Here is a 19,112-nt window from a genome sequence, read left to right on the forward strand (position 1 = left end):
ACCTTCGGAGGGTCGTCCATGTCAGCCGTCCAGAGCGCCGCAGTGTCAGCGGCGCACAGCCGATTCGTGCAGCGCATCCGGCGCCGCTACGAAGCCGAGCGTGCGTTGCTGCCGCCGGGAGCGCCCGGTTTCGAGACCATCGTCACGCTCGTCGCCACGCTGCGCGAACGCGGCCGCGAGCTGCCGGCCGCGCTGCGCGTCGCGCGCCAGCTGGTGCTCGAACGCCTGGCGGTGCTCGACGTCGAGGATGGCGCGCCGCTGGAGACCGTCACCGCGACGATGACCTGGCTGGCCGAGGCCGCGCTGGAGCTGGCGCTGGCCCAGGCCCGGCTCGACGCCGACGAACGCTACGGCGCGGCAATCGACGCCGACGGCCGCCCGGTGGACCTGTGGGTCATCGGCATGGGCAAGCTCGGCGCACGCGAGCTCAACGTCTCGTCGGACATCGACCTGATCTACGTCTACGAGGACGAAGGCCAGACCACGGGGCCGCGCCCGGTCTCGTTCCACGAGTACTTCGCCTTCGTGGCCAAGCGCCTGTACACGCTGGTTGGCGAGACCACCGAGGACGGCTTCGTCTTCCGCGTCGACCTGGCGCTGCGGCCCAACGGCAACTCGGGGCCGCCGGTCGTCAGCCTGGGCATGCTGGAGGAGTACTTCCAGGTCCAGGGCCGCGAGTGGGAGCGTTTCGCGTGGCTGAAGAGCCGCATCGTCGCGCCGCGTGCGGCGGTCGGCACGCAGCGTGCGCTGGCGCTGCGTTCGCTGGTCACGCCTTTCGTCTACCGCCGCTACCTGGACTACGGCGTCTTCGAGGGCCTGCGCCAGCTGCACCGCAAGATCCGCGACGAGGCCCAGCGCCGCGCCGCCGGCCGCCCCGAGCGCGCCAACGACGTCAAGCTGTCGCGCGGCGGCATCCGCGAGATCGAGTTCATCGTCCAGCTGATGCAGGTCGTGCGCGGCGGCCAGTTCCCCGAGATCCGCACGCGCAGCACCTTGCGTGCGCTGGGCAAGCTGGCGGCACGCGGGCTGATGTCGGCCGAGACCGCGCAGCGCCTGGCCGACGCCTATGCGCTGCTGCGGCGCATCGAGCACCGCATCCAGTACCTCGACGACCAGCAGACGCATCTGCTGCCCACCGGCGACGAGGACCTGGCCTGGATCGCCGCCAGCCTGGACGGCGGCGACACCGGCACGATGCTCGACCGCCTCTGCGAGGCGCGCGAGACGGTCGCCGCCGAGTTCGACGCCTTGCTGATGGAAGGTGCCGCGGGCGGCAACGGCCAGGGCCGCAACGGCTGCCGCCAGTGCGGCACCGGGCCGTTGCCGATCGACAGCGAACAGCTGCTCGAGAAGATGCCGCCGGCGCTGGCCGAGCGCCTGCGCCACTGGGCGACGCAGCCGCGCGTGCAGGCGCTGCGCGACGAGAGCCGGCTGCGCCTGGGCCGGCTGATGCAGGCCGCGGCGCGCGGCATCGCCGACGGCGGCTGCACCGAGCAGGCGGCGCTGCGTTTCGTCGACTGGGTCGAGCCGCTGCTGCGCCGCGAGAGTTATCTCGCGCTGCTCGCCGAGCGCCCCGAGGTCCAGCGCCGGCTGCTGCGCCTGCTGGGGCTGGCGCGCTGGCCGATGCAGTACCTGATGCGCCACCCGGGTGTCATCGACGAACTGGCCGACGCCCGCCTGCAGCACCAGCGTTTCGACCGCGAGAGCTTCGCCGCCGAGCTGGAGGAGCGGCGCCTGGCCTGGGAGCGCGCCGGCGAGTGCGACGAGGAGCGGCTGCTGGACATGCTGCGCCAGGCGCACCACGCCGAGGTCTTCCGCACGCTGGTGCGCGACGTCGAAGGCGAGCTGACGGTCGAGCAGGTCGCCGACGACCTGTCGGCGCTGGCCGACACGATGCTCGCGATCACCGTGCGCTGGGCCTGGAGCCGCTTCCGCCAGGCCCACCGCGAGCAGCCGGCGCTGGCCGTCATCGCCTACGGCAAGCTCGGCGGCAAGGAGCTGGGTTACGGCAGCGACCTGGACGTCGTCTTCCTCTTCGACGACGCCGACGAGGCCGACCCGGCGCGCGCGCAGGAGATCTACGGCGCCTTCGTGCGCAAGCTGATCACCTGGCTGACGCTGCGCACCGCGGCCGGCGAGCTGTTCGACATCGACACCGCGCTGCGCCCCAACGGCAACTCGGGGCTGCTGGTGACCTCGATCGCCTCGTTCGACCGCTACCAGGTCGGCCGCGGCAGCAACACCGCGTGGACCTGGGAGCACCAGGCGATCACACGGGCGCGCTGCGCCGCCGGCGGCCCGGCGCTGGCCACGGCCTTCGACGCCACGCGGCGTGCGGTGCTGGTCGCCGAACGCGACCCGCAGGCGCTGCGCGAGGAGATCGGCGCGATGCGCCGCAAGGTGCGCGACGCGCACCCGGTGCGTGCCGGGCGCTACGACGTCAAGCACTCGCCGGGCGGCATGATGGACGTCGAGTTCGCCGTCCAGTACCTGGTGCTCGCGCACTCGCGCACGCATCCGGAGCTGATCGGCAACCTCGGCAACATCGCGCTGCTGGTGATGGCCGAGGACGGCGGCCTGCTGCCGGCCGGCGTCGGCCGCGCCGCCGCCGACGCCTACCGCGAGCTGCGCCGCGCGCAGCACACCGCGCGCCTGGACGAGCAGCCGACGCAGTTCGAGCCCGAGCGTCTGGCGCCGCAGCGCGACGCCGTGCTGGCGCTGTGGCGCGCGGTCTTCGGCGAAGGCTGACGCGCCCGATGTCCCCGACCGACCGCCGCGCGCGGCTGGACGCGCGCGCCATCGTGCTCGTCGTCGTCTGCTGCGCGCTCTGGGGCCTGAACCAGGTGGCGACCAAGCTCGCGCTGGCCGAGATCCCGCCGCTGATGCAGGCCGCGCTGCGTTCGGCGGGCGCCGCGCTGCTGGTCGCGGCCTGGGCGCGCTGGCGCGGCATCCGGCTGTTCGAGGCCGACGGCACGGCACGCGCCGGGCTGGCGATGGGGCTGCTGTTCGCGCTCGAGTTCGGCTGCATCTTCATCGGCCTGCAGCACACCGCGGCGTCGCGCATGGTGGTCTTCATCTACCTCGCGCCCTTCGTCGTCGCGCTGGGCATGCCCTTCGTCGTGCACGACGAGCGCCTGCAGCCGGCGCAGCTGGCCGGGCTGGCGGCGGCTTTCGCCGGCGTCGTCTGGGCCTTCGCCGAAGGGCTGCAGGCGCCGACGGCCGGCGAGCGCCAGTGGCTGGGCGATGCGCTCGGCGTCGCCGCGGCGGTGATCTGGGGGCTGACGACGCTGACGCTGCGCGGCAGCCGGCTGGCGAGCGCGGCGCCGGAGAAGACGCTGCTGTGGCAGCTGGCGGTGTCGGCCGTCGCGCTGGCCGCGGCGTCGTGGGCCGGCGGCGAGACGCTGGCGGCGATGCCGGGGCCGGCCTCGCTGGCGCCGCTGGCCTTCCAGATCGTCGTCGTGACCTTCGCCAGCTACCTCGTCTGGTTCTGGCTGCTGCGCCACTACCCGGCGACGCGGCTGTCGGCGTTCACGCTGCTGACGCCGGTGTTCGGGCTGCTCGCCGGCGTGCTGCTGCTCGGCGAGCCGGCGACGGCGCAGCTGCTGGTGGCGCTGGCCGCCGTCTGCGCCGGCATCGCGCTGGTCAACCGCGGCTGATCGCGCGCGGCGGCGGCGCTGCGCCGGGGTTCAGGCCGGCTGGGCGCCGCGGCCCAGTTCCTTGCGGTAGCGGTTCAGGTCCTGGACGTTGGCGAAGCTGCGCCCGAACAGCAGGCCGAGGTTGTGCAGGATGCGTTCGACGACGCGGCCCTCCCACTCGGCGTCGAAGCGGATCTGGCGGTCCAGCCAGGCCTCGAGCCACGCCGGGTCGGGCAGGCGGCTCTGCACGGTGTCGTTCGGGAACAGGCTGGCGTTGACGTGCAGGTTGGTCGGGTGCAGGGCCTGCGCGGTGCGGCGCGCGCTGGCCATCAGCACGCCGACCTTGGCGAAGGCGGTGCGCGCCTCGTCGCCGAAGCGCACGAGGGCGCGCTTCATGTAGCGCAGGTAGGCGCCGCCGTGGCGCGCCTCGTCGCGTGCCAGGGTCTCGTAGATCGCCCGGATCACCGGCTCGGTGTGCCACTCGGCGGCGCGGCGATACCAGTGGTTGAGACGGATCTCGCCGCAGAAGTGCAGCATCAGCGTCTCCAGCGCCGGCGCCGGGTCGAACTCGAAACGCACCGCGTGCAGCTCGTCCTCGGTCGGAACGAGCTCGGGGCGGAAGCGCCGCAGGTACTCCATCAGCACCAGCGAGTGCTTCTGCTCCTCGAAGAACCAGACGCTGATGAAGGCCGAGAAGTCGCTGTCGCCGCGGTTGTCGCGCAGGAACATCTCGGTGGCCGGCAGCGCCGCCCACTCGGTGATGGCGTTCATCTTGATCGTCTGCGCCTGCTCGTCGCTGAGCAGGGCGGCGTCGAAACGCTCCCACGGGATGTCCGTGTCGAGGTTCCAGCGCACGGCTTCGAGCTGCTTGAAGAGTTCGGGATACAGCATGACGGGGCAAAGGTGTCGCGACGCTGCAGTCTAGGCAGCGGCGGCCTCCCGCGTGCGCGGCGGGTTGTTCCGGCTTCATCCCCGCGCTTCGCGCCAGCGCTGCAGCTCGACGCCGATGCGCTCCAGCGAGTCGAGGGCGGTGACGCCGTCGATGCGGCGGCGGAACAGCACCGGCGCGCTGCCGCCGACCCACAGCCCGGTGCCGGCCGGCAGCTTCTCGCGCAGTTCGGCCAGGCCGTCGACGACCTGGTTGGGGCTCATGCAGCCGGAGAAGCTCAGCGCGACGACGTCGGCGCGGTAGCTGCGCGCGGCCAGCACGATGTCCCACAGCGGCGTCTGCGTGCCCAGCGCGACGCAGCGGCAGCCGTCCATCGCCATCAGCGTCTCGCACATCAGCAGGCCCAGGCCGTGCGGCTCGCCGGGGAAGGTGGTCAGCAGCACCGACGGCGCACCGCCGTCCAGCGGCTCGGGCACCGAGGCGATGGCCTGGCGCAGCAGGCTCTGCACGGTCTCGGTGTACAGGTGCTCCTCGTAGACCTCGACCTGGCCGCGCAGCCAGGCGTCGCCGACGGCGGTGTTCAGCGGCGCGACGACGTCGACGACGAAGCGCGAGATGCCGTGGCGCACCAGCATGCGGCCGAGCTCGCGACGCAGCGCGGCGGGGTCGTGGCGGCGCAGCAGTTCGAGCGCGCGGTCGAGATCGGCCGCCGCCACCGGGTTCTCGGCGCGGCGCTGGGGCTGGTCGACGGTCGACGCGGTGAGCTCGTTGAGCTCGGCGGCCGGCATCGGCACGATGCGGCCCGGCCGGTGCCCGGCGTCGAGCAGGCGCTTGATGAGGCGGAGCTTCTCGACCTGCTCGAGCGGGTAGGCCCGCTCGCCCTGCGCGTCACGCGACGGCGACGGGAAGCCGTAGCGCCGCTCCCAGACCCGCAAGGTGTCTTTGCTGAGCCCGGTGTCGCGCTCGACAGCGGCGATCGACAGCGTCAGCGCTTCAGCCGTGGTGCGATCGCTCATCCGTTCCGCCTTGTGGTTGTCCTGGACAAAACCATGCTTGATTTCAAAAGTTGGCCTAATATAGGCCCAAGCCCAGGTTTTGAACAGGACACGGCCTCGTCAACGACGTGGCATGAACTGCAAGACCTGAAAGATGACTGTATAGTCATCCTCATACCGAGAGGTTCACATGACACCGAAGCCGCAGCCGATCCCCAGGTTCGCCTCCCCCGCGTCGCCATTGGCCGCGGAACTTTGCGCGACGGTCCCGGTCACAGCGGGCAAGCAGGTCGCCACCGCGGCCACGGTTCTCACGTCGTGCGGACTCACGGGTTCCCTGTCTGCCAAGCCTGAGCGTTTCTCCTCCTCCTCCCTCCCTCCCTCGTTCGCTCAGCGCCGCCGCACGACGGCTTTTCTTTCCCGGCGCACCGCCTCGCGCGGTGCGCCGGCCCTGCGGGGCCACGGCCCGCTGAACGCGCATGGCGCGGCGGGGAGCCGCTGATGCGCCGCGTCGCCGTCGTCGGCTCCGGAATCTCCGGCCTCGCCGCTGCCTACGAGCTGTCCGCCGATGCCCGCGTCACGCTGTTCGAGGCGGGCGACTACTTCGGCGGCCACACCAACACGATCGACCTGACGATCGGCGGCGTCACGCACGGCGTGGACACCGGCTTCCTGGTGTTCAACCACCGCACCTACCCCAACCTGCTGCGCCTGTTCGCCGAACTCGGCGTCGAGACGGCGCCGTCGGACATGTCGTTCTCGGTGCAGGCGCGCGAGCACGACCTGGAGTGGAGCGGCTCGGACCTGAACACGGTCTTCGCGCAGCGCCGCAACCTGCTGCGCCCGCGCTTCCTGAAGATGCTGGCCGAGATCGTGCGCTTCAACCGCCTGGCGACGGCGATCGCCGAAGCCGCCGCCGAGGACGCGCTGGCCGAGCCGATCGGCGAGTTCCTGGACCGCCACGCCTTCGGCAACGATTTCCGCGACTGGTACTTCCTGCCGATGATCGGCTGCATCTGGTCCTGCCCGACCGACCAGATGCTGCGCTTCCCGGTGGCGACGATGATCCGCTTCTGCCACAACCACGGGCTCATCCAGGTGAACGACCGGCCGCAGTGGCACACGGTCAAGGGCGGCGCCCGCAACTACGTCCGGAAGATGCTGCCGCGCATCGCCGACGCGCGTGTCTCCTGCCCGGTGTTCGAGATCCGCCGCGACGCCGACGGCGTGAGCGTCACCTCGCCGGCCGGCACCGAACGGTTCGACGAGCTCGTGCTCGCCTGCCACAGCGACCAGGCGCTGGCGCTGCTGGCCGACGCCAGCGACGACGAGCGCGCCGTGCTCGGCGCGATCCGCTACCAGCCCAACCGCGCCGTCGTGCACAGCGACGCTTCGGTGCTGCCCAAGCGCAAGCTGGCCTGGGCGTCGTGGAACTACGTGCGCTCGCCCGACCGCGGCCGCGAGCAGGCGGCCGTCTGCCTGCACTACCTGCTCAACCGGCTGCAGCCGCTGCCGTGGACGACGCCGGTCGTCGTCTCGCTGAATCCCGTCACCGAGCCCGCACCGGGCACCGTGTTCCGCGAGATCGAGTACGCGCACCCGGTGTTCGACCTCGGCGCGATCGAGGCCCAGCGCCGCGTGCCGGCGCTGCAGGGCCGCGCCCGCACCTGGTTCTGCGGCGCCTGGACCCGCTACGGCTTCCACGAGGACGGGCTGGCCTCGGCGCTGGACGCGGTGCGCTCGCTGCGTTCGCACTGGCAGGCCGGCCGCCCGGCGCTGCACGAGGCGACGTGATGGACGGCACCACCCCGCAGGCCTTGCTGGGCACCGGCGTCGTGCGCCACCGGCGGCTGAAGCCGGCCGGGCACACGTTCGAGTACCCGACCTACTTCATGCTGCTGCCGATGCGGCGGCTGCGGGCGCAGCCCGAGGCCGCGGTGCGGCGCAACCGCTTCGGCCTCGTCGCCTTCCACGACGCCGACCACGGCGACGGCCGCGCCGACTCGCTGGCCTGGCTGGAGGAGCTGCTGGCCGCCGAAGGCATCGCCGACGCCGACGGCGAGATCTGGCTGCACACCTACCCGCGTGTGCTGGGCTACGTCTTCAAGCCGGTCAGCTTCTGGTACTGCGAGCGCCGCGACGGCTCGCTGGCGGCGATCGTCGCCGAGGTCAACAACACCTTCGGCGAGCGCCACTGCTACCTGCTCGCCGGCGAGGACCTGCGCTGGGGCCGAGAGCTCGTCGCGCGCAAGGTCTTTCACGTGTCGCCGTTCTGCCGCGTCGAAGGCCGCTACCGTTTCCGCTTCCTGCGCACCGCCGAGCGCACGGTGGCGCGCGTGGACCACGACGACGACGAAGGCCCGCTGCTGCTGACCAGCGTCAGCGGCCGCCTGGCCCCGCTGACCACGGCCGCCGCGCGCGCGGCCTTCTTCGGCATGCCGATGATGTCCCTGGGCGTCATCGTGCGCATCCACTGGCAGGCGCTGCAGCTGTGGCTCAAGCGCGTGCCGTTCTTCAGCAAGCCCGAACCGCCCCGGGCCTTCACCACCCGCTGACCCAGGAACCGCCATGACGACGACGACCGCCGACGCCTTCGCCCTGCCCGAGTCCGCCCCCGCGGCCGCACGCACCGTCTTCCGCCTGCTGCGCCGGCTGGCCGTCGGCACGCTGGACGTGCAGCTGCCCGACGGCAGCCTGGCCCACTTCGGCACCGGCCGCGACGGCGAGCCCCGCGCGTCGATGCGCATGATCGACTGGGGCGTCTGCTCGGCGACGCTGAAGAGCGGCGACATCGGCTTCGCCGAGGCCTACATCGACGGCCAGTGGACCTCGCCCGACGTGGTCGCGCTGCTGCAGCTGTTCATCGCCAACCGCGATGCGGTCGAGGAGGCGATCTACGGCCGCTGGTGGGGTTCGCTGCTGCACCGCTTCAAGCACCTGCTGAACCGCAACTCGCGCCGCGGCAGCCGCAAGAACATCCACGCCCACTACGACCTGGGCAACCCGTTCTACCGTCTCTGGCTCGACGAGACGATGAACTACTCCAGCGCCTGGTTCGACGGCGACACGGACAAGCCGATGCCCGAGGCCCAGCGCGCCAAGGTGCGGCGCGCGCTGCGCGAGTGCGGCGTGCGCGCCGGCGACCGCGTGCTCGAGATCGGCTGCGGCTGGGGCGCGGTGGCCGAGGCGGCGACCAACGAGTTCGGCGCCCGCGTCACCGGCGTCACGCTGTCGACCGAGCAGCTGGCCTACGCCCGCGAACGCCTGGCGCGCCTGGGCCTGGGCACGCAGGCCGACCTGCGGCTGCAGGACTACCGCGACATCCAGGACGGCCCCTTCGACGCCGTCGTCTCGATCGAGATGTTCGAGGCCGTCGGCCGCGAGTACTGGGGCAGCTACTTCCGCACCGTGCGCGACCGGCTCAAGCCCGGCGGCCGCGCCTGCATCCAGTCGATCACGATCCGCGACGACCTGTTCGCGCGCTACGTGCGATCGACCGACTTCATCCAGCAGTACGTCTTCCCCGGCGGCCTGCTGCCCAGCGCGTCGGCGTTCCGCGCCGAAGCCCGCAAGGCCGGGCTGGAGGTCGTCGGCGAGCTGGCTTTCGGTGCCGACTACGCCGAGACGCTGCGCCGCTGGCGCGTCGCCTTCCTCGCGAACGAGAACACGGTGCGCGCCCAGGGCTTCGACACGCGTTTCGTGCGCATCTGGGAGTTCTACCTCGCGTACTGCGAGGCGGCCTTCGCCACCGGCAACACCAACGTCGTGCAGTTCACGCTGCGCCGTGCCTGAATGGACCGCACCCGCCGCGCCCTGCTCGCCGCCGCGCTGGTCCCGGCGTACGCGGCCGCGGCCCGGACGCCGCCGCCACCCGAGCTCGCCGCCTACGCGCCGCTGGCACTGCAGGGCGAAGGCCGGCTGCGCGTGCTGGGCTTCGCCGTCTACGACGCCCGGCTGTGGGTCGGAGAGGGCTTCACGCCCGAGCGCTGGGCCGACGCGCCGCTGGCGCTGGAGATCCGCTACACCCGCGCCTTCGACGGCGCGGACATCGCCTCCCGCTCGCTGGACGAAATGCGTCGCCAGGGCGAACTGCCCGAGGCACAGGCGCAACGCTGGCGCCAGACGATGGCGGCACTGTTCCCCGACGTGAAGCCGGGTGACCGCCTGGTCGGCGTGCGCCGCGCCGACGGCGGCACACGCTTCTACGCCAACGGCCGGCGCCTGGGCGAGGTCGACGACACCGAGTTCGGCCGCCGCTTCTTCGGCATCTGGCTGGCGCCGCAGACCTCGCAGCCGACGCTGCGCGCGCGCCTGTTCGGGCAGACGGCATGAACACGGCGGGCCTGGACGCACGCGGGCCCGCAACCCCGGCGGCCCGCTGGCGCGGCGGCTTGGCCGACGGCCTGCGCTACGGCGCGCTGGGGCTGCCGCTGGCCTTCGTCGCGCTGCCGCTGTACGTGCTGCTGCCGCCACACTACGCCGCCGAATATGGCGTGCCGCTGGCGACGCTGGGCGCGCTGCTGCTGGCGGTGCGGCTGCTCGACGCCGTCATCGACCCGGCGCTCGGCCGCCTGGTCGACCGTTTGTTCACCGGCTCGCCGGCTCGGCTGCTGGCCGTCGCCGCGGCGGCGGCGCTGCTGCTGGCCGCGGCCTTCCACGGCCTGTTCTTCCCGCCGGTGACGGCCGGCACGGCACTGCTGGCTTGGTGCGCGGCGCTGCTCGTCGCCGCCTACCTGGCCTACAGCCTGCTCGCCGTGCTGCACCAGGCCTGGGGCGCGCGCCTGGGCGGCGACGCCGCGGTGCGCGCACGCATCGTGTCCTGGCGCGAAGGCCTGGCGCTGGCCGGCGTGCTGGTGGCCAGCGTGCTGCCGTCGACCGCCGGCCTGGCGGCGACCAGCGCCGTGTTCGCCGTCACGCTGGTGATCGGCCTCGTGCTGCTGGCCGGCGCACCGCGCGCCGAGGCGACGCCGGCCGCGGCCCGGGTCGACTGGCGAGCGCCGCTGGCGACGCCGGCCTTCCGCCGCCTGCTCGCCGTCTTTCTCGTCAACGGCATCGCCAGCGCGGTGCCGGCGACGCTGGTGCTGTTCTTCGTGCGCGACCGGCTGCAGGCCCCGGCCTGGGAGCCGGTGTTCCTGGCCGCCTACTTCGCCGCCGGCGCGCTGGCGATGCCGCTGTGGGTGCGGCTCGTGGCGCGCCTCGGGCTGGCCGGCGCCTGGCTGGCCGGCATGGCGCTGGCCGTAGCCGCCTTCGTCTGGGCGGCGACGCTGGGGCCGGGCGACACCGCCGGATTCGTCGCGGTCTGCGTCGCCAGCGGCGTCGCGCTCGGCGCCGACCTGGCGCTGCCCGGCGCGCTGCTGGCCGGCATCGTGCGCCGCGCCGGCCACGGCGGCGGCGAAGGCGCGTACTTCGGCTGGTGGAACCTGGCCACCAAGCTCAACCTGGCGCTGGCCGCCGGGCTGGCGCTGCCGCTGCTCGGGCTGCTGGGCTACGCGCCCGGCGCACGCGAACCCGAGGCGCTGGCGGCGCTCACCGCCGCCTACTGCCTGCTGCCCTGTGTGCTGAAGACCGCCGCCGCCGCACTGCTGTGGCGTTGGCGGCACCGACTCGACGAGGAGAACCCACGATGAAGCGACGCCTGCTGCTCGGCCTGGCCACCGCCGCGGTACTGGCCGGCTGCGCCGGCCCGACACCGGCCGACTACGCCGCCGAGACCCCGAAGCTCGACCTGAAGACCTTCTTCGACGGCGAGATGACGGCCCACGGCATCTTCAGCGACCGCTCGGGCAAGGTCGTGCGCCGCTTCACGGTGCAGATGACCGGCACCTGGAGCGGCGACGACGGCGTGCTCGACGAGCACTTCACCTACAGCGACGGCAAGACCGAGCGCCGCGTCTGGAAGCTGAAGTCGCTGGGCAACGGCCGCTACGAAGGCCGCGCCGACGACGTCGTCGGTGTCGCCCAGGGCACGGCCGCCGGCAACGCGCTGAACTGGCGCTACACGCTGCGGCTGCCGGTCGACGGCAGCGTCTACGAGGTCCAGTTCGACGACTGGATGTTCCAGATGGACGACAAGGTGATGCTGAACAAGGCCGAGATGAGCAAGTTCGGCGTCCGCCTCGGCGAGGTCACGCTCGCCTTCCACAAGCGCTGAACACCATGCCCCTGAACCCACCGCTGCGCGACTGGCAGGGCCGCAGCGCCTGGCTGGTCGGCGCCTCCACCGGCATCGGCCGCGCGACGGCCTCGCGGCTGCACGCGCTGGGTGCGCGTGTCACCGTCTCGGCGCGCGACGCCGACGCGCTGGCGCGTTTCGTCGCCGCGCATCCGGGCAGCGTCGCGCTGCCACTGGACGTGACCGACCGAGCCGCGGTGCAGGCCGCGGCCCGGGAGGTGATCGCCGGCTCGGGCACCCCCGACCTGGCCCTGTACTGCGCCGGCACCTACACGCCGATGCGCGCCACCGCCTTCGACCTAGACGTCGCGCTGCGCCACGTCCAGGTGAACTACGCCGGCGCGCTGCACTGGCTGGACGCGCTGCTGCCGGCGATGCGCGAGCGCGCCGCCGCCGGCCAGGGCGCGCACCTGAGCCTGGTCGGCAGCGTCGCCGGCTACCGCGGCCTGCCGCAGTCGCTGGCCTACGGGCCGACGAAGGCGGCGCTGATCAACCTCGCCGAGACGCTGTACCTGGACCTGCACCCGGCCGGCGTCGGCGTGTCCATCGTCAACCCGGGCTTCGTCGAGACGCCGCTGACGGCGAACAACGGGTTTCGCATGCCGGCCCTGCTGACGCCCGAAGAAGCCGCCGAGGCCATCCTGCGCGGCTGGGCGCGCGGCGACTTCGAGATCCACTTCCCGCGCCGCTTCACGCTGTGGCTGAAGGCGCTGCGCCACGTCGGCTACGGCCCCTATTTCGCCGCGGTGCGGCGCTCCACCGGCCTGTGACGATGAAGAGCCCGCATCCCGACCCGCGTGTGCAGCGCCTGGTGGAAGCCTTCGAGACGCTGTCGCCGGCCGCGCTGGCGCGGCTGGGCGAGGTCTACGCGCCCGACGCCGTCTTCAAGGACCCGTTCAACGAGGTGCGCGGCGTGCCGGCGATCGCCGCGATCTTCGAGCACATGTTCCGCTCGCTGGAGGCGCCGCGTTTCGTCGTGCACGAGGCGGTGGCTTCAGGCGACCAGTGCTTCCTGACCTGGGACATGCACTACCGCATGAAACGCTTCGTGCAAGGCGAGCAGACGATCCGCGGCGCAACCCACGTCCGTTTTGCCGCCGACGGCCGCGTCGTGCTGCACCGCGACTACTGGGACGCCGCCGAGGAACTGTACGAAAAGCTGCCCGCCGTCGGTGCCGCGATGCGCTGGCTCAAGCGCCGCGCGTCGAGCTGATCGCGGGGCGTGCCTCGCGCGCACGCACGCCGCCCATCGTCAAACCGTCTGGAGCCTCCCTCGCGGAGGGAGGCTGGAGGGTGCCGTCGAACGAGCTGGAGCACCCTCCCGGAGGGGGCTCGGGGGAGCTCAACGGTCACCGCAGCGCTAGACGCGGGCGGCTTCGCCGCCCGCGTCTAGCGCTGCCCTTCGGTCAGCGCGTCGACCTGGAAGCGCCCGCTCTTGTCGACGAGCCAGATCTCGGTGAAGCGTGCGCCGCCCAGGCGCGCCGGCGCCGGGTAGGGTGCGGCGCGTTTGATCATTGCCACGACCCAGGGCGCGACCTCGTCGGCCGCGGGCTTGCGCACGACGTGCACGCCGGCGACCTGGCCCGTCGCGTCGATCTCGGTCTCGACGACCATCACCGAGTACAGCAGCGGCGGCAGCCGGCCCTTGTAGATGCGTGCCGGATAGGCGGCGTAGACGTGCCGCGCAGCCTCGACGCGGTACTGCTTCTCGTGCTCGGCGGACGAGGCCGCCGGCGGCAGGTCCAGCACGGGCGCGGGCACGGTGGCGAACTGGGCCCGGGCCGGGCCGGCGAACGCCAGGGCCGCCAGCGCGGCCACCGCGGCGGCATGTCGCAGGCGGGCACTCGCGGTCAGGGGCGGGAGTCGATTCATGGGTCCTGCGTCCGAATCGTGGAGGCGCGGCCGCAGGGCGCGGCCGCGACAGGAGACTACACGATGGTCGGTGGCGCACGCATGCTGACGCGGATGCGCCGGCGCCGCAATGAGCGAGCAGGAACTAACGCAACCAGCCTTTTCGGCGGAAGTACAGGAACGGCGCGGCGACCGAGGACACCATCACCGCGATCGCGAACGGATAGCCGTACTGCCACTCGAGCTCGGGCATGAAGCGGAAGTTCATGCCGTAGATGCTCGCGATCAGCGTCGGCGGCAGCAGCCCGACCGAGGCCACCGAGAAGATCTTGATGATCTTGTTCTGGTTGATGTTGATGAAGCCGACGGTGGCGTCCATCAGGAAGTTGATCTTGTCGAACAGGAACGCGGTGTGCGAGTCCAGCGAGTCGATGTCGCGCAGGATCTGGCGCGCCTCCTCGAACTGCTCGGCGTTGAGCATGCGGCTGCGCATCAGGAAGCTGAGCGCGCGCCGCGTGTCCATCATGTTGCGGCGGATGCGGCCGTTCAGGTCTTCCTCGCGCGCGATCGCGGCCAGCGCCTCGCCGGCGCTGCGGTCGTCGACGTCCTGGCGCAGCACGCGCGCGCTGACCTTCTCCAGGTTGTCGTAGACGCCCTCGAGCGCGTCGGCCGAGTACTCGGCGTCGGCGTCGTAGAGCTTGAGCAGCACGTCCTTGGCGTCCTCGATCAGCGCCGGGATGCGGCGCGCACGCAGGCGCAGCAGGCGGAACACCGGCAGGTCCTCGGCGTGCACCGAGAACAGCACCTTCTCGTAGAGGATGAAGGCCACGCGCACGTTGCGCGAGCCCTGGCCGTCGGGGCCGTTGTCGCCGTCGATCAGGAAGTCCGAGCGGATGTGCAGCTCGCCGTTGTCTTCCTCGTAGAAGCGGGCCGACTCCTCGAGATCCTCGTCGACGACGTCCTCGGGGATGGCCAGGCCGAAGCGGGCGCGGACCCAGCCCTTCTCCTCGGCGGTGGGGGCTTCGAGATCGACCCAGACCGGCTGCACGCCGGCCAGCGCCTGCGGGTTGTCGATCTCTTCCTGGAACAGCCGGCCGTTGGCCAGCGTGAAGACGTTGAGCATCGCGAGTCTCGGCGTCGTGCCACGGCGGAACCTGCGTCCGCAGCGGCCGGTCGATGGGCTGAAGGGGCTGGACGGACCGCCGCGCTCCAGGTTCGACGCCGGAGCCGACGGTCAGCGACTAGGTGGCTGTTCCATGAGGTGTCCCGGTGGACGGGGAAGGACAGATTATTGCACCGCGCCCGCGGTATCGGGGCTCCACGGCAGGGCCGCGGCGGCACGCGACAGCGGCAGCCACAAGGTCACCGTCGTGCCCCGTCCGGGGGTGCTGGCGACGTCGACGCGACCGCCCTGCAGCTCGACGATCTCCTTGACCAGGCTCATGCCCAGCCCGGTGCCCGGAATGTTGCCGGAGGGGTCGGCGCGGTAGAAGCGCTCGAAGACGCGCGCCAGCTGCTCGGGCGTCATGCCGATGCCGTGGTCGGTCACGCGCACGCCGACCGCCGGCTCGCCGTGCAGCTCGCCGGACTGCGTCGTCACCAGGATCGTGCCGCCGTCGGGCGAGTACTTGACGGCGTTGGACAGCACGTTGGTCAGCGCGCGGTTGGTCTTCTCGGGGTCGACGTCGAGCACGCAGTCGGGATGGGCGACGTCGATCTGCAGCTCGTGCGCGCCACCCTGGATCAGCATCGGCCCGACGGCCTGCGTCACCAGACTGTCCAGCCGGCAGGGCTCGCGCTTCAGGTCCTTGCCCTGGCGAGCCTCGATGCGCGCCAGGTCCAGCAGCTCGTTGACCATGTTGATCAGCAGCGAGGCCTGGCGGTGGATGGTCTGCAGCATGTCGCGGCGGCGCTCCTCGGAGACCGGACGGCGCAGCAGCAGCTCGGTGAAGCCGAAGACGCTGACCATCGGCGTGCGCAGCTCGTGCGCCGCGGTGCTGAGGAACTCGCTCTTCATGCGGTCGACCTCGGTCTCGCGCGTGATGTCGCGGAAGAACAGGATGGTCTCGTGGTGGCCGGCACCGGCGCGGCGGGCCATGCGCGCGAGCACGCGCCGCTCGGGGCGCACCAGCTGCAGCAGGTCGGGGCCGTCGGCACGGTCGCCGGCGGCCAGCGCCAGCGACACCGGGGAGTAGGGCGTCGAGGCGTCGCACTGCTTGAGGAAGCGGCGGTCGAAGTCGTCGACGCCGAGCCCGGCGTCGAGCACGCCGGAGTCCCAGCCGGTCATCGCGAAGAAGGCCGGGTTGCCGTAGACGAGGCGGCCGCCGTCGACGCCGTCGAAGACGACGAAACCGTCGGGCGACAGGTCGAAGACCGCGTTCAGCCGCTCGCTGCGCTCGGCGATCGCCATGCGCGCGCGCTCGCGTTCGGTGACGTCGTTGAGCACGCCGACGTAGTGCTGCGGCGCGCCCTCGGCGTTGGGCACCGGCGAGACCGTCAGCTCGTTGAAGAACAGCGTGCCGTCCTTGCGGTAGTTGCGCAGCACGACCTGGGTCGACTCACCGCGGCCGATGGCCCGCGTCAGCTCGGCGAGCTGCGGCTGGTCGCGGTCGTCGCCCTGCAGGAAGGCGCAGCTGCGGCCGGTCGTCTCGTCGGCGGCGTAGCCGGTGATGCGGCCGAACGCCGGGTTGGCGTAGAAGACCGGATAGCCCGGCAGCGACATGTCGCAGATGACGACGCCGTTGGTCGTGCACTCCAGCGCCCGGCTGTACAGGTTGAGCATCGAGAAGGTCATGCGCTGCTCGGTCATGTCGCGCACCACGGCGGCATAACGCAGGCCGTCGGCGGTCTCGGTGCGCGACAGCGACACCTCGGCCGGGAACGGCGTGCCGCCGCGGCGCAGCGCCTCGATCTCGAAGCGCGCGACGTAGGTGCCGCTGGAGCGCATGTACAGGCCGGCCAGCGTGCGCCGCTCGGCCTCGTCGCAGTCGAGCCCGGGCAGCAGGTCGCACACCGGGCGGCCCAGCGCCTCCTCGGGCTGCAGGCCGAAGATGCTGCTCACGCCAGGGTTGACGACGCACACGCGGCCGCCGGCGTCGAGGCCGAGGATGACGTCGGGCACGGCCTGCAGGATGGCCTCGTTGCGCGACTCGGCGCGGCCGATCGCCGCCATCTGGTCGCGCAGCCGCGACGAGGTGTCGTTCAAGGCCTCGGCCAGCTCGCGGAACTCGCGGCTGCCGCCGTCGATCTCGAGACGGGCGCCGGCGTTGCGGCCGAGCTCGGTGGAGAAGCGCACCAGCCGCTGCAGCGGCGCCAGCGCACGCTGGATGAAGCCGTAGCTGACGACGATGGTCAGCAGGCTGACCAGCGCGATCGCCAGCACCGCCTCGTACGACAGCGCGCCGAGGCGCTCGCGCTCGGCCTGCAGCGAGTAGGTCACGCCGAAGCTGCCGAGGCGGCCGCCGGGGCCGACCGGAGCCCAGACCTGGACCGCGTCGTCACCGACGCGCGCGGCACGGCCGGCCACGGCCGGCGCGCCGCGTGCCGGCGCCGCGCTCGGCGTCTCGCGCGCGACCAGCCCTTCGGCCGACTGGCGCAGCGACAGCAGCTGCACGCCGCGCGAGTCGACGACCTCCAGCCGCTCGACACCCGGCATGCCGGCGAAGCTGCGCAGCACGCTCTCGAGCTCGGCGTCGTCACCGGCCTCCAGCGGCACGGTGGCCGCGGCCGACACGCCCTGGGCGATCGACTCCGCCCAGCGCAGGCTGGTCAGCGTGGCCACCTCGTCCAGGCGCGAGGCCGAGACGCGGTGCAGCAGCAGCATCGCCAGCGCCGTGCTGAGCACCAGCAGCGCCAGCAACTGGTGCCGCAGCCGCCGCGGCCAGGCCGCCAGGGGCCATGGCCGCGGGGCCATCAGGCGGTCTCCAGCAGGCGCTCGATGGTGTCGATCAGCTGCAGCGGGCTGAACGGCTTGACGAGGTACTCGTCGGCGCCGGCGGCCTGGCCGGCCTCGCGGTCGCGGGCCTGGCCACGCGCGGTCAGCAGCACGATCTTCATGCCCCGCGTCGACGGGTCGTTCTTCAGCCGCTGGCAGACCTGCAGGCCGTCGAGCTCGCCGGGCATCATGACGTCGAGCAGCACGAGGTCGGGCTTGACGGCCAGCGCCAGGCGCAGCCCGTAGGCGCCGTCGGCGGCCTCGTGGATCTCGTAGGCCTCGAACTCCAGCGTCATGCGGATCAGCTTGCGGATGTCGGCCTGGTCTTCGACGATGAGAACACGCTTCATGGCGGCTCCTGGTGAAACGGGTGGGAGGCTGCTCAGCGCGCGGCGGCGTCGCGCTTGCGGGCACGCGACATCAGCTCGGCCAGGTCGCGGGCGTACTGCTGGGCCTGCATGATGTCCAGCTGCGGCTGCTCGCTGCGGTGCGGCGCGCCGGTGGGCAGGTCGATGACGAAGTTGCGCATGCCGTCGTCGTCCTCCTCGCGCAGCTGGCCGCCGTGCAGCGAGACGATGTGCTGGCAGAGCTTGAAGCCGATCTGGTCGCGGGCGTCGCGTTTGGCCGGCGCGCGGCGGCCGGACGGCGGATTGCGCGGCAGGTCGACGGCATCGGCCACGCGCGGCGCGAACATGCCGCAGTCGCGGAACACGATCACCGCACGCGGCCCCATCTGGCGGTGCTCGATGTCCAGCACCGCGCCGGACGGCGAGCTGCGCAGCGCCGACTCCAGGCACTCGAGGAAGACGCGGCGCAGCCAGTGCTCGCTGCCGTACAGCGTCGCCAGGCTGGCGGCGTCGGACTGGGCGCGAAAACGCACCTTGATCTGGCGCGCCAGCGCCACCGGCTCGACCTCGGCCCAGACCGACTGCAGCAGCGCCCACAGCTCGATGCGGTCGTTGGCGAACAGCGCGCCGCTGCCCCACAGCTGCGCCAGGTCGACCAGCTTGTCGAGCACACGCACCAGCTCCTGCACGCCGTCGACCAGCGCGTCGAGCTCCGGGCCGCCGCCGTGCTCGCGGGCGAGGGCCATCGCGCCGCGCGTCTCGGCCAGCGGGTCGCGCAGGTCGGCGCGGATCACCTGCATCAGGTTGTCGAAGGCCGAGCCGGCGTCGTCGGCGGCCTCCGGCGCGATCAGCACGAAGGCGTCCTCGCGCGACAGCCCCGGGATCACGCGGCACTGCAGGTCCGGCGGCGGCAGCCCGGGCGCGGGCGCCACACCGACCGAGACCAGCTTGCGCGCGGTCTGCTGCGTCACCGCGGCGGCCACCGCGGCGGCGAGGTCGGGGTCGAAGAGCCGGTGCCCCGGCGCCAGCCCGGTGCGCAGGCCGGCATCACTGTTGGCATAACGCACCGTGGCGTCGCGGTGAACCCACAGCAGCCCCGACTTCATGTTCTCAAGCAGTTCGGTCAGCGTGGAATGCATGATCAGCGTTCGTCCCTTGGGATCGCATTTTGCATCTTTATCACTTTTGCACGCGGTAATCGGTCACGCTTTCAAGCCGGGGGCCGGCCGCCGCGGCCCGCCGCAGGCCGTGCCGCGGCCCGCTCGTTATCCTGGGCGCCCCGCATCGCT

At 72.3% G+C, this 19,112-nt stretch carries 17 protein-coding genes; 10 read left to right on the top strand and 7 right to left on the bottom strand.

Going from position 1 to position 19,112, the window contains the following annotated elements; all coding sequences use genetic code 11:
- Nucleotides 1-18 precede the first annotated feature (18 nt).
- Both glnE and G5B56_RS12990 read left to right on the top strand, forming a co-directional pair.
- Nucleotides 19-2,748: a bifunctional [glutamate--ammonia ligase]-adenylyl-L-tyrosine phosphorylase/[glutamate--ammonia-ligase] adenylyltransferase gene (gene glnE / locus G5B56_RS12985; RefSeq protein ID WP_164963462.1), complete on the top strand. Its 2,730-nt coding sequence runs from the start codon at nucleotides 19-21 to the stop codon at nucleotides 2,746-2,748.
- 8 nt (nucleotides 2,749-2,756) lie between these two features.
- Nucleotides 2,757-3,656 (top strand): DMT family transporter, encoded by a 900-nt coding sequence (locus G5B56_RS12990; RefSeq protein WP_164963463.1) that lies wholly within the window; start codon nucleotides 2,757-2,759, stop codon nucleotides 3,654-3,656.
- Nucleotides 3,657-3,686: 30 nt separating this feature from the next.
- Here the strand turns inward: G5B56_RS12990 and G5B56_RS12995 are convergent, their stop codons facing one another.
- Together G5B56_RS12995 and G5B56_RS13000 are read right to left on the bottom strand one after the other, a co-directional pair.
- Nucleotides 3,687-4,526, bottom strand: coding sequence for a ferritin (locus tag G5B56_RS12995; protein WP_009855771.1), 840 nt, complete (start codon nucleotides 4,524-4,526; stop codon nucleotides 3,687-3,689).
- Between the two features lie 75 nt (nucleotides 4,527-4,601).
- Nucleotides 4,602-5,540 (bottom strand): MerR family transcriptional regulator, encoded by a 939-nt coding sequence (locus G5B56_RS13000; RefSeq protein WP_009855772.1) that lies wholly within the window; start codon nucleotides 5,538-5,540, stop codon nucleotides 4,602-4,604.
- 480 nt (nucleotides 5,541-6,020) lie between these two features.
- On the opposite strand from G5B56_RS13000, the gene G5B56_RS13005 reads away from it, so the two are divergent.
- Genes G5B56_RS13005 through G5B56_RS13040 form a run of 8 tightly spaced genes read left to right on the top strand, consistent with a single transcriptional unit; the run spans nucleotide 6,021 to nucleotide 12,904 of the window.
- Nucleotides 6,021-7,313, top strand: coding sequence for an NAD(P)/FAD-dependent oxidoreductase (locus G5B56_RS13005; protein ID WP_164963464.1), 1,293 nt, complete (start codon nucleotides 6,021-6,023; stop codon nucleotides 7,311-7,313).
- Nucleotides 7,313-8,074, top strand: a complete 762-nt coding sequence (locus G5B56_RS13010) for a DUF1365 domain-containing protein (protein WP_009855774.1) — start codon at nucleotides 7,313-7,315, stop codon at nucleotides 8,072-8,074. Before G5B56_RS13005 ends, G5B56_RS13010 begins: the two co-directional genes overlap by 1 nt.
- Before the next feature lie 13 nt (nucleotides 8,075-8,087).
- Entirely contained in the window at nucleotides 8,088-9,311 is a 1,224-nt protein-coding gene (locus G5B56_RS13015) for a cyclopropane-fatty-acyl-phospholipid synthase family protein (protein ID WP_009855775.1), read from the top strand.
- Complete coding sequence (locus G5B56_RS13020; RefSeq protein ID WP_009855776.1) at nucleotides 9,312-9,851, top strand: chalcone isomerase family protein; 540 nt, start codon at nucleotides 9,312-9,314, stop codon at nucleotides 9,849-9,851.
- Entirely contained in the window at nucleotides 9,848-11,146 is a 1,299-nt protein-coding gene (locus tag G5B56_RS13025; RefSeq protein ID WP_230247054.1) for an MFS transporter, read from the top strand. The genes G5B56_RS13020 and G5B56_RS13025 overlap by 4 nt, the downstream gene beginning before the upstream one ends.
- Entirely contained in the window at nucleotides 11,143-11,670 is a 528-nt protein-coding gene (locus tag G5B56_RS13030; RefSeq protein WP_164963465.1) for a DUF3833 domain-containing protein, read from the top strand. The genes G5B56_RS13025 and G5B56_RS13030 overlap by 4 nt, the downstream gene beginning before the upstream one ends.
- Before the next feature lie 5 nt (nucleotides 11,671-11,675).
- Complete coding sequence (locus G5B56_RS13035; RefSeq protein WP_164963466.1) at nucleotides 11,676-12,461, top strand: SDR family oxidoreductase; 786 nt, start codon at nucleotides 11,676-11,678, stop codon at nucleotides 12,459-12,461.
- Nucleotides 12,458-12,904, top strand: a complete 447-nt coding sequence (locus G5B56_RS13040) for a nuclear transport factor 2 family protein (protein ID WP_009855780.1) — start codon at nucleotides 12,458-12,460, stop codon at nucleotides 12,902-12,904. The genes G5B56_RS13035 and G5B56_RS13040 overlap by 4 nt, the downstream gene beginning before the upstream one ends.
- 176 nt (nucleotides 12,905-13,080) lie before the next feature.
- Here the strand turns inward: G5B56_RS13040 and G5B56_RS13045 are convergent, their stop codons facing one another.
- The 5 genes from G5B56_RS13045 to G5B56_RS13065 all read right to left on the bottom strand — a co-directional run bounded on the left by G5B56_RS13045 (nucleotide 13,081) and on the right by G5B56_RS13065 (nucleotide 18,962).
- Nucleotides 13,081-13,563 carry a hypothetical protein gene (locus G5B56_RS13045; RefSeq protein WP_029718848.1) on the bottom strand — a complete coding sequence of 161 codons (483 nt, stop codon included), beginning with the start codon at nucleotides 13,561-13,563 and terminating at the stop codon, nucleotides 13,081-13,083.
- Nucleotides 13,564-13,687: 124 nt separating this feature from the next.
- Nucleotides 13,688-14,665, bottom strand: a complete 978-nt coding sequence (gene corA, locus G5B56_RS13050) for a magnesium/cobalt transporter CorA (protein WP_009855782.1) — start codon at nucleotides 14,663-14,665, stop codon at nucleotides 13,688-13,690.
- A 165-nt stretch (nucleotides 14,666-14,830) separates the two neighbouring features.
- Nucleotides 14,831-17,455 carry a PAS domain S-box protein gene (locus G5B56_RS13055; RefSeq protein ID WP_164963467.1) on the bottom strand — a complete coding sequence of 875 codons (2,625 nt, stop codon included), beginning with the start codon at nucleotides 17,453-17,455 and terminating at the stop codon, nucleotides 14,831-14,833.
- Complete coding sequence (locus G5B56_RS13060) at nucleotides 17,455-17,826, bottom strand: response regulator transcription factor (protein WP_009855784.1); 372 nt, start codon at nucleotides 17,824-17,826, stop codon at nucleotides 17,455-17,457. Before G5B56_RS13060 ends, G5B56_RS13055 begins: the two co-directional genes overlap by 1 nt.
- 32 nt (nucleotides 17,827-17,858) lie before the next feature.
- Nucleotides 17,859-18,962 (bottom strand): sensor histidine kinase KdpD, encoded by a 1,104-nt coding sequence (locus G5B56_RS13065; RefSeq protein WP_009855785.1) that lies wholly within the window; start codon nucleotides 18,960-18,962, stop codon nucleotides 17,859-17,861.
- Between the last annotated feature and the right edge of the window lie 150 nt (nucleotides 18,963-19,112).

It is taken from the genome of Rubrivivax sp. JA1026 (genome assembly GCF_011065555.1).
GTDB lineage: Bacteria > Pseudomonadota > Gammaproteobacteria > Burkholderiales > Burkholderiaceae_C > Rubrivivax > Rubrivivax benzoatilyticus.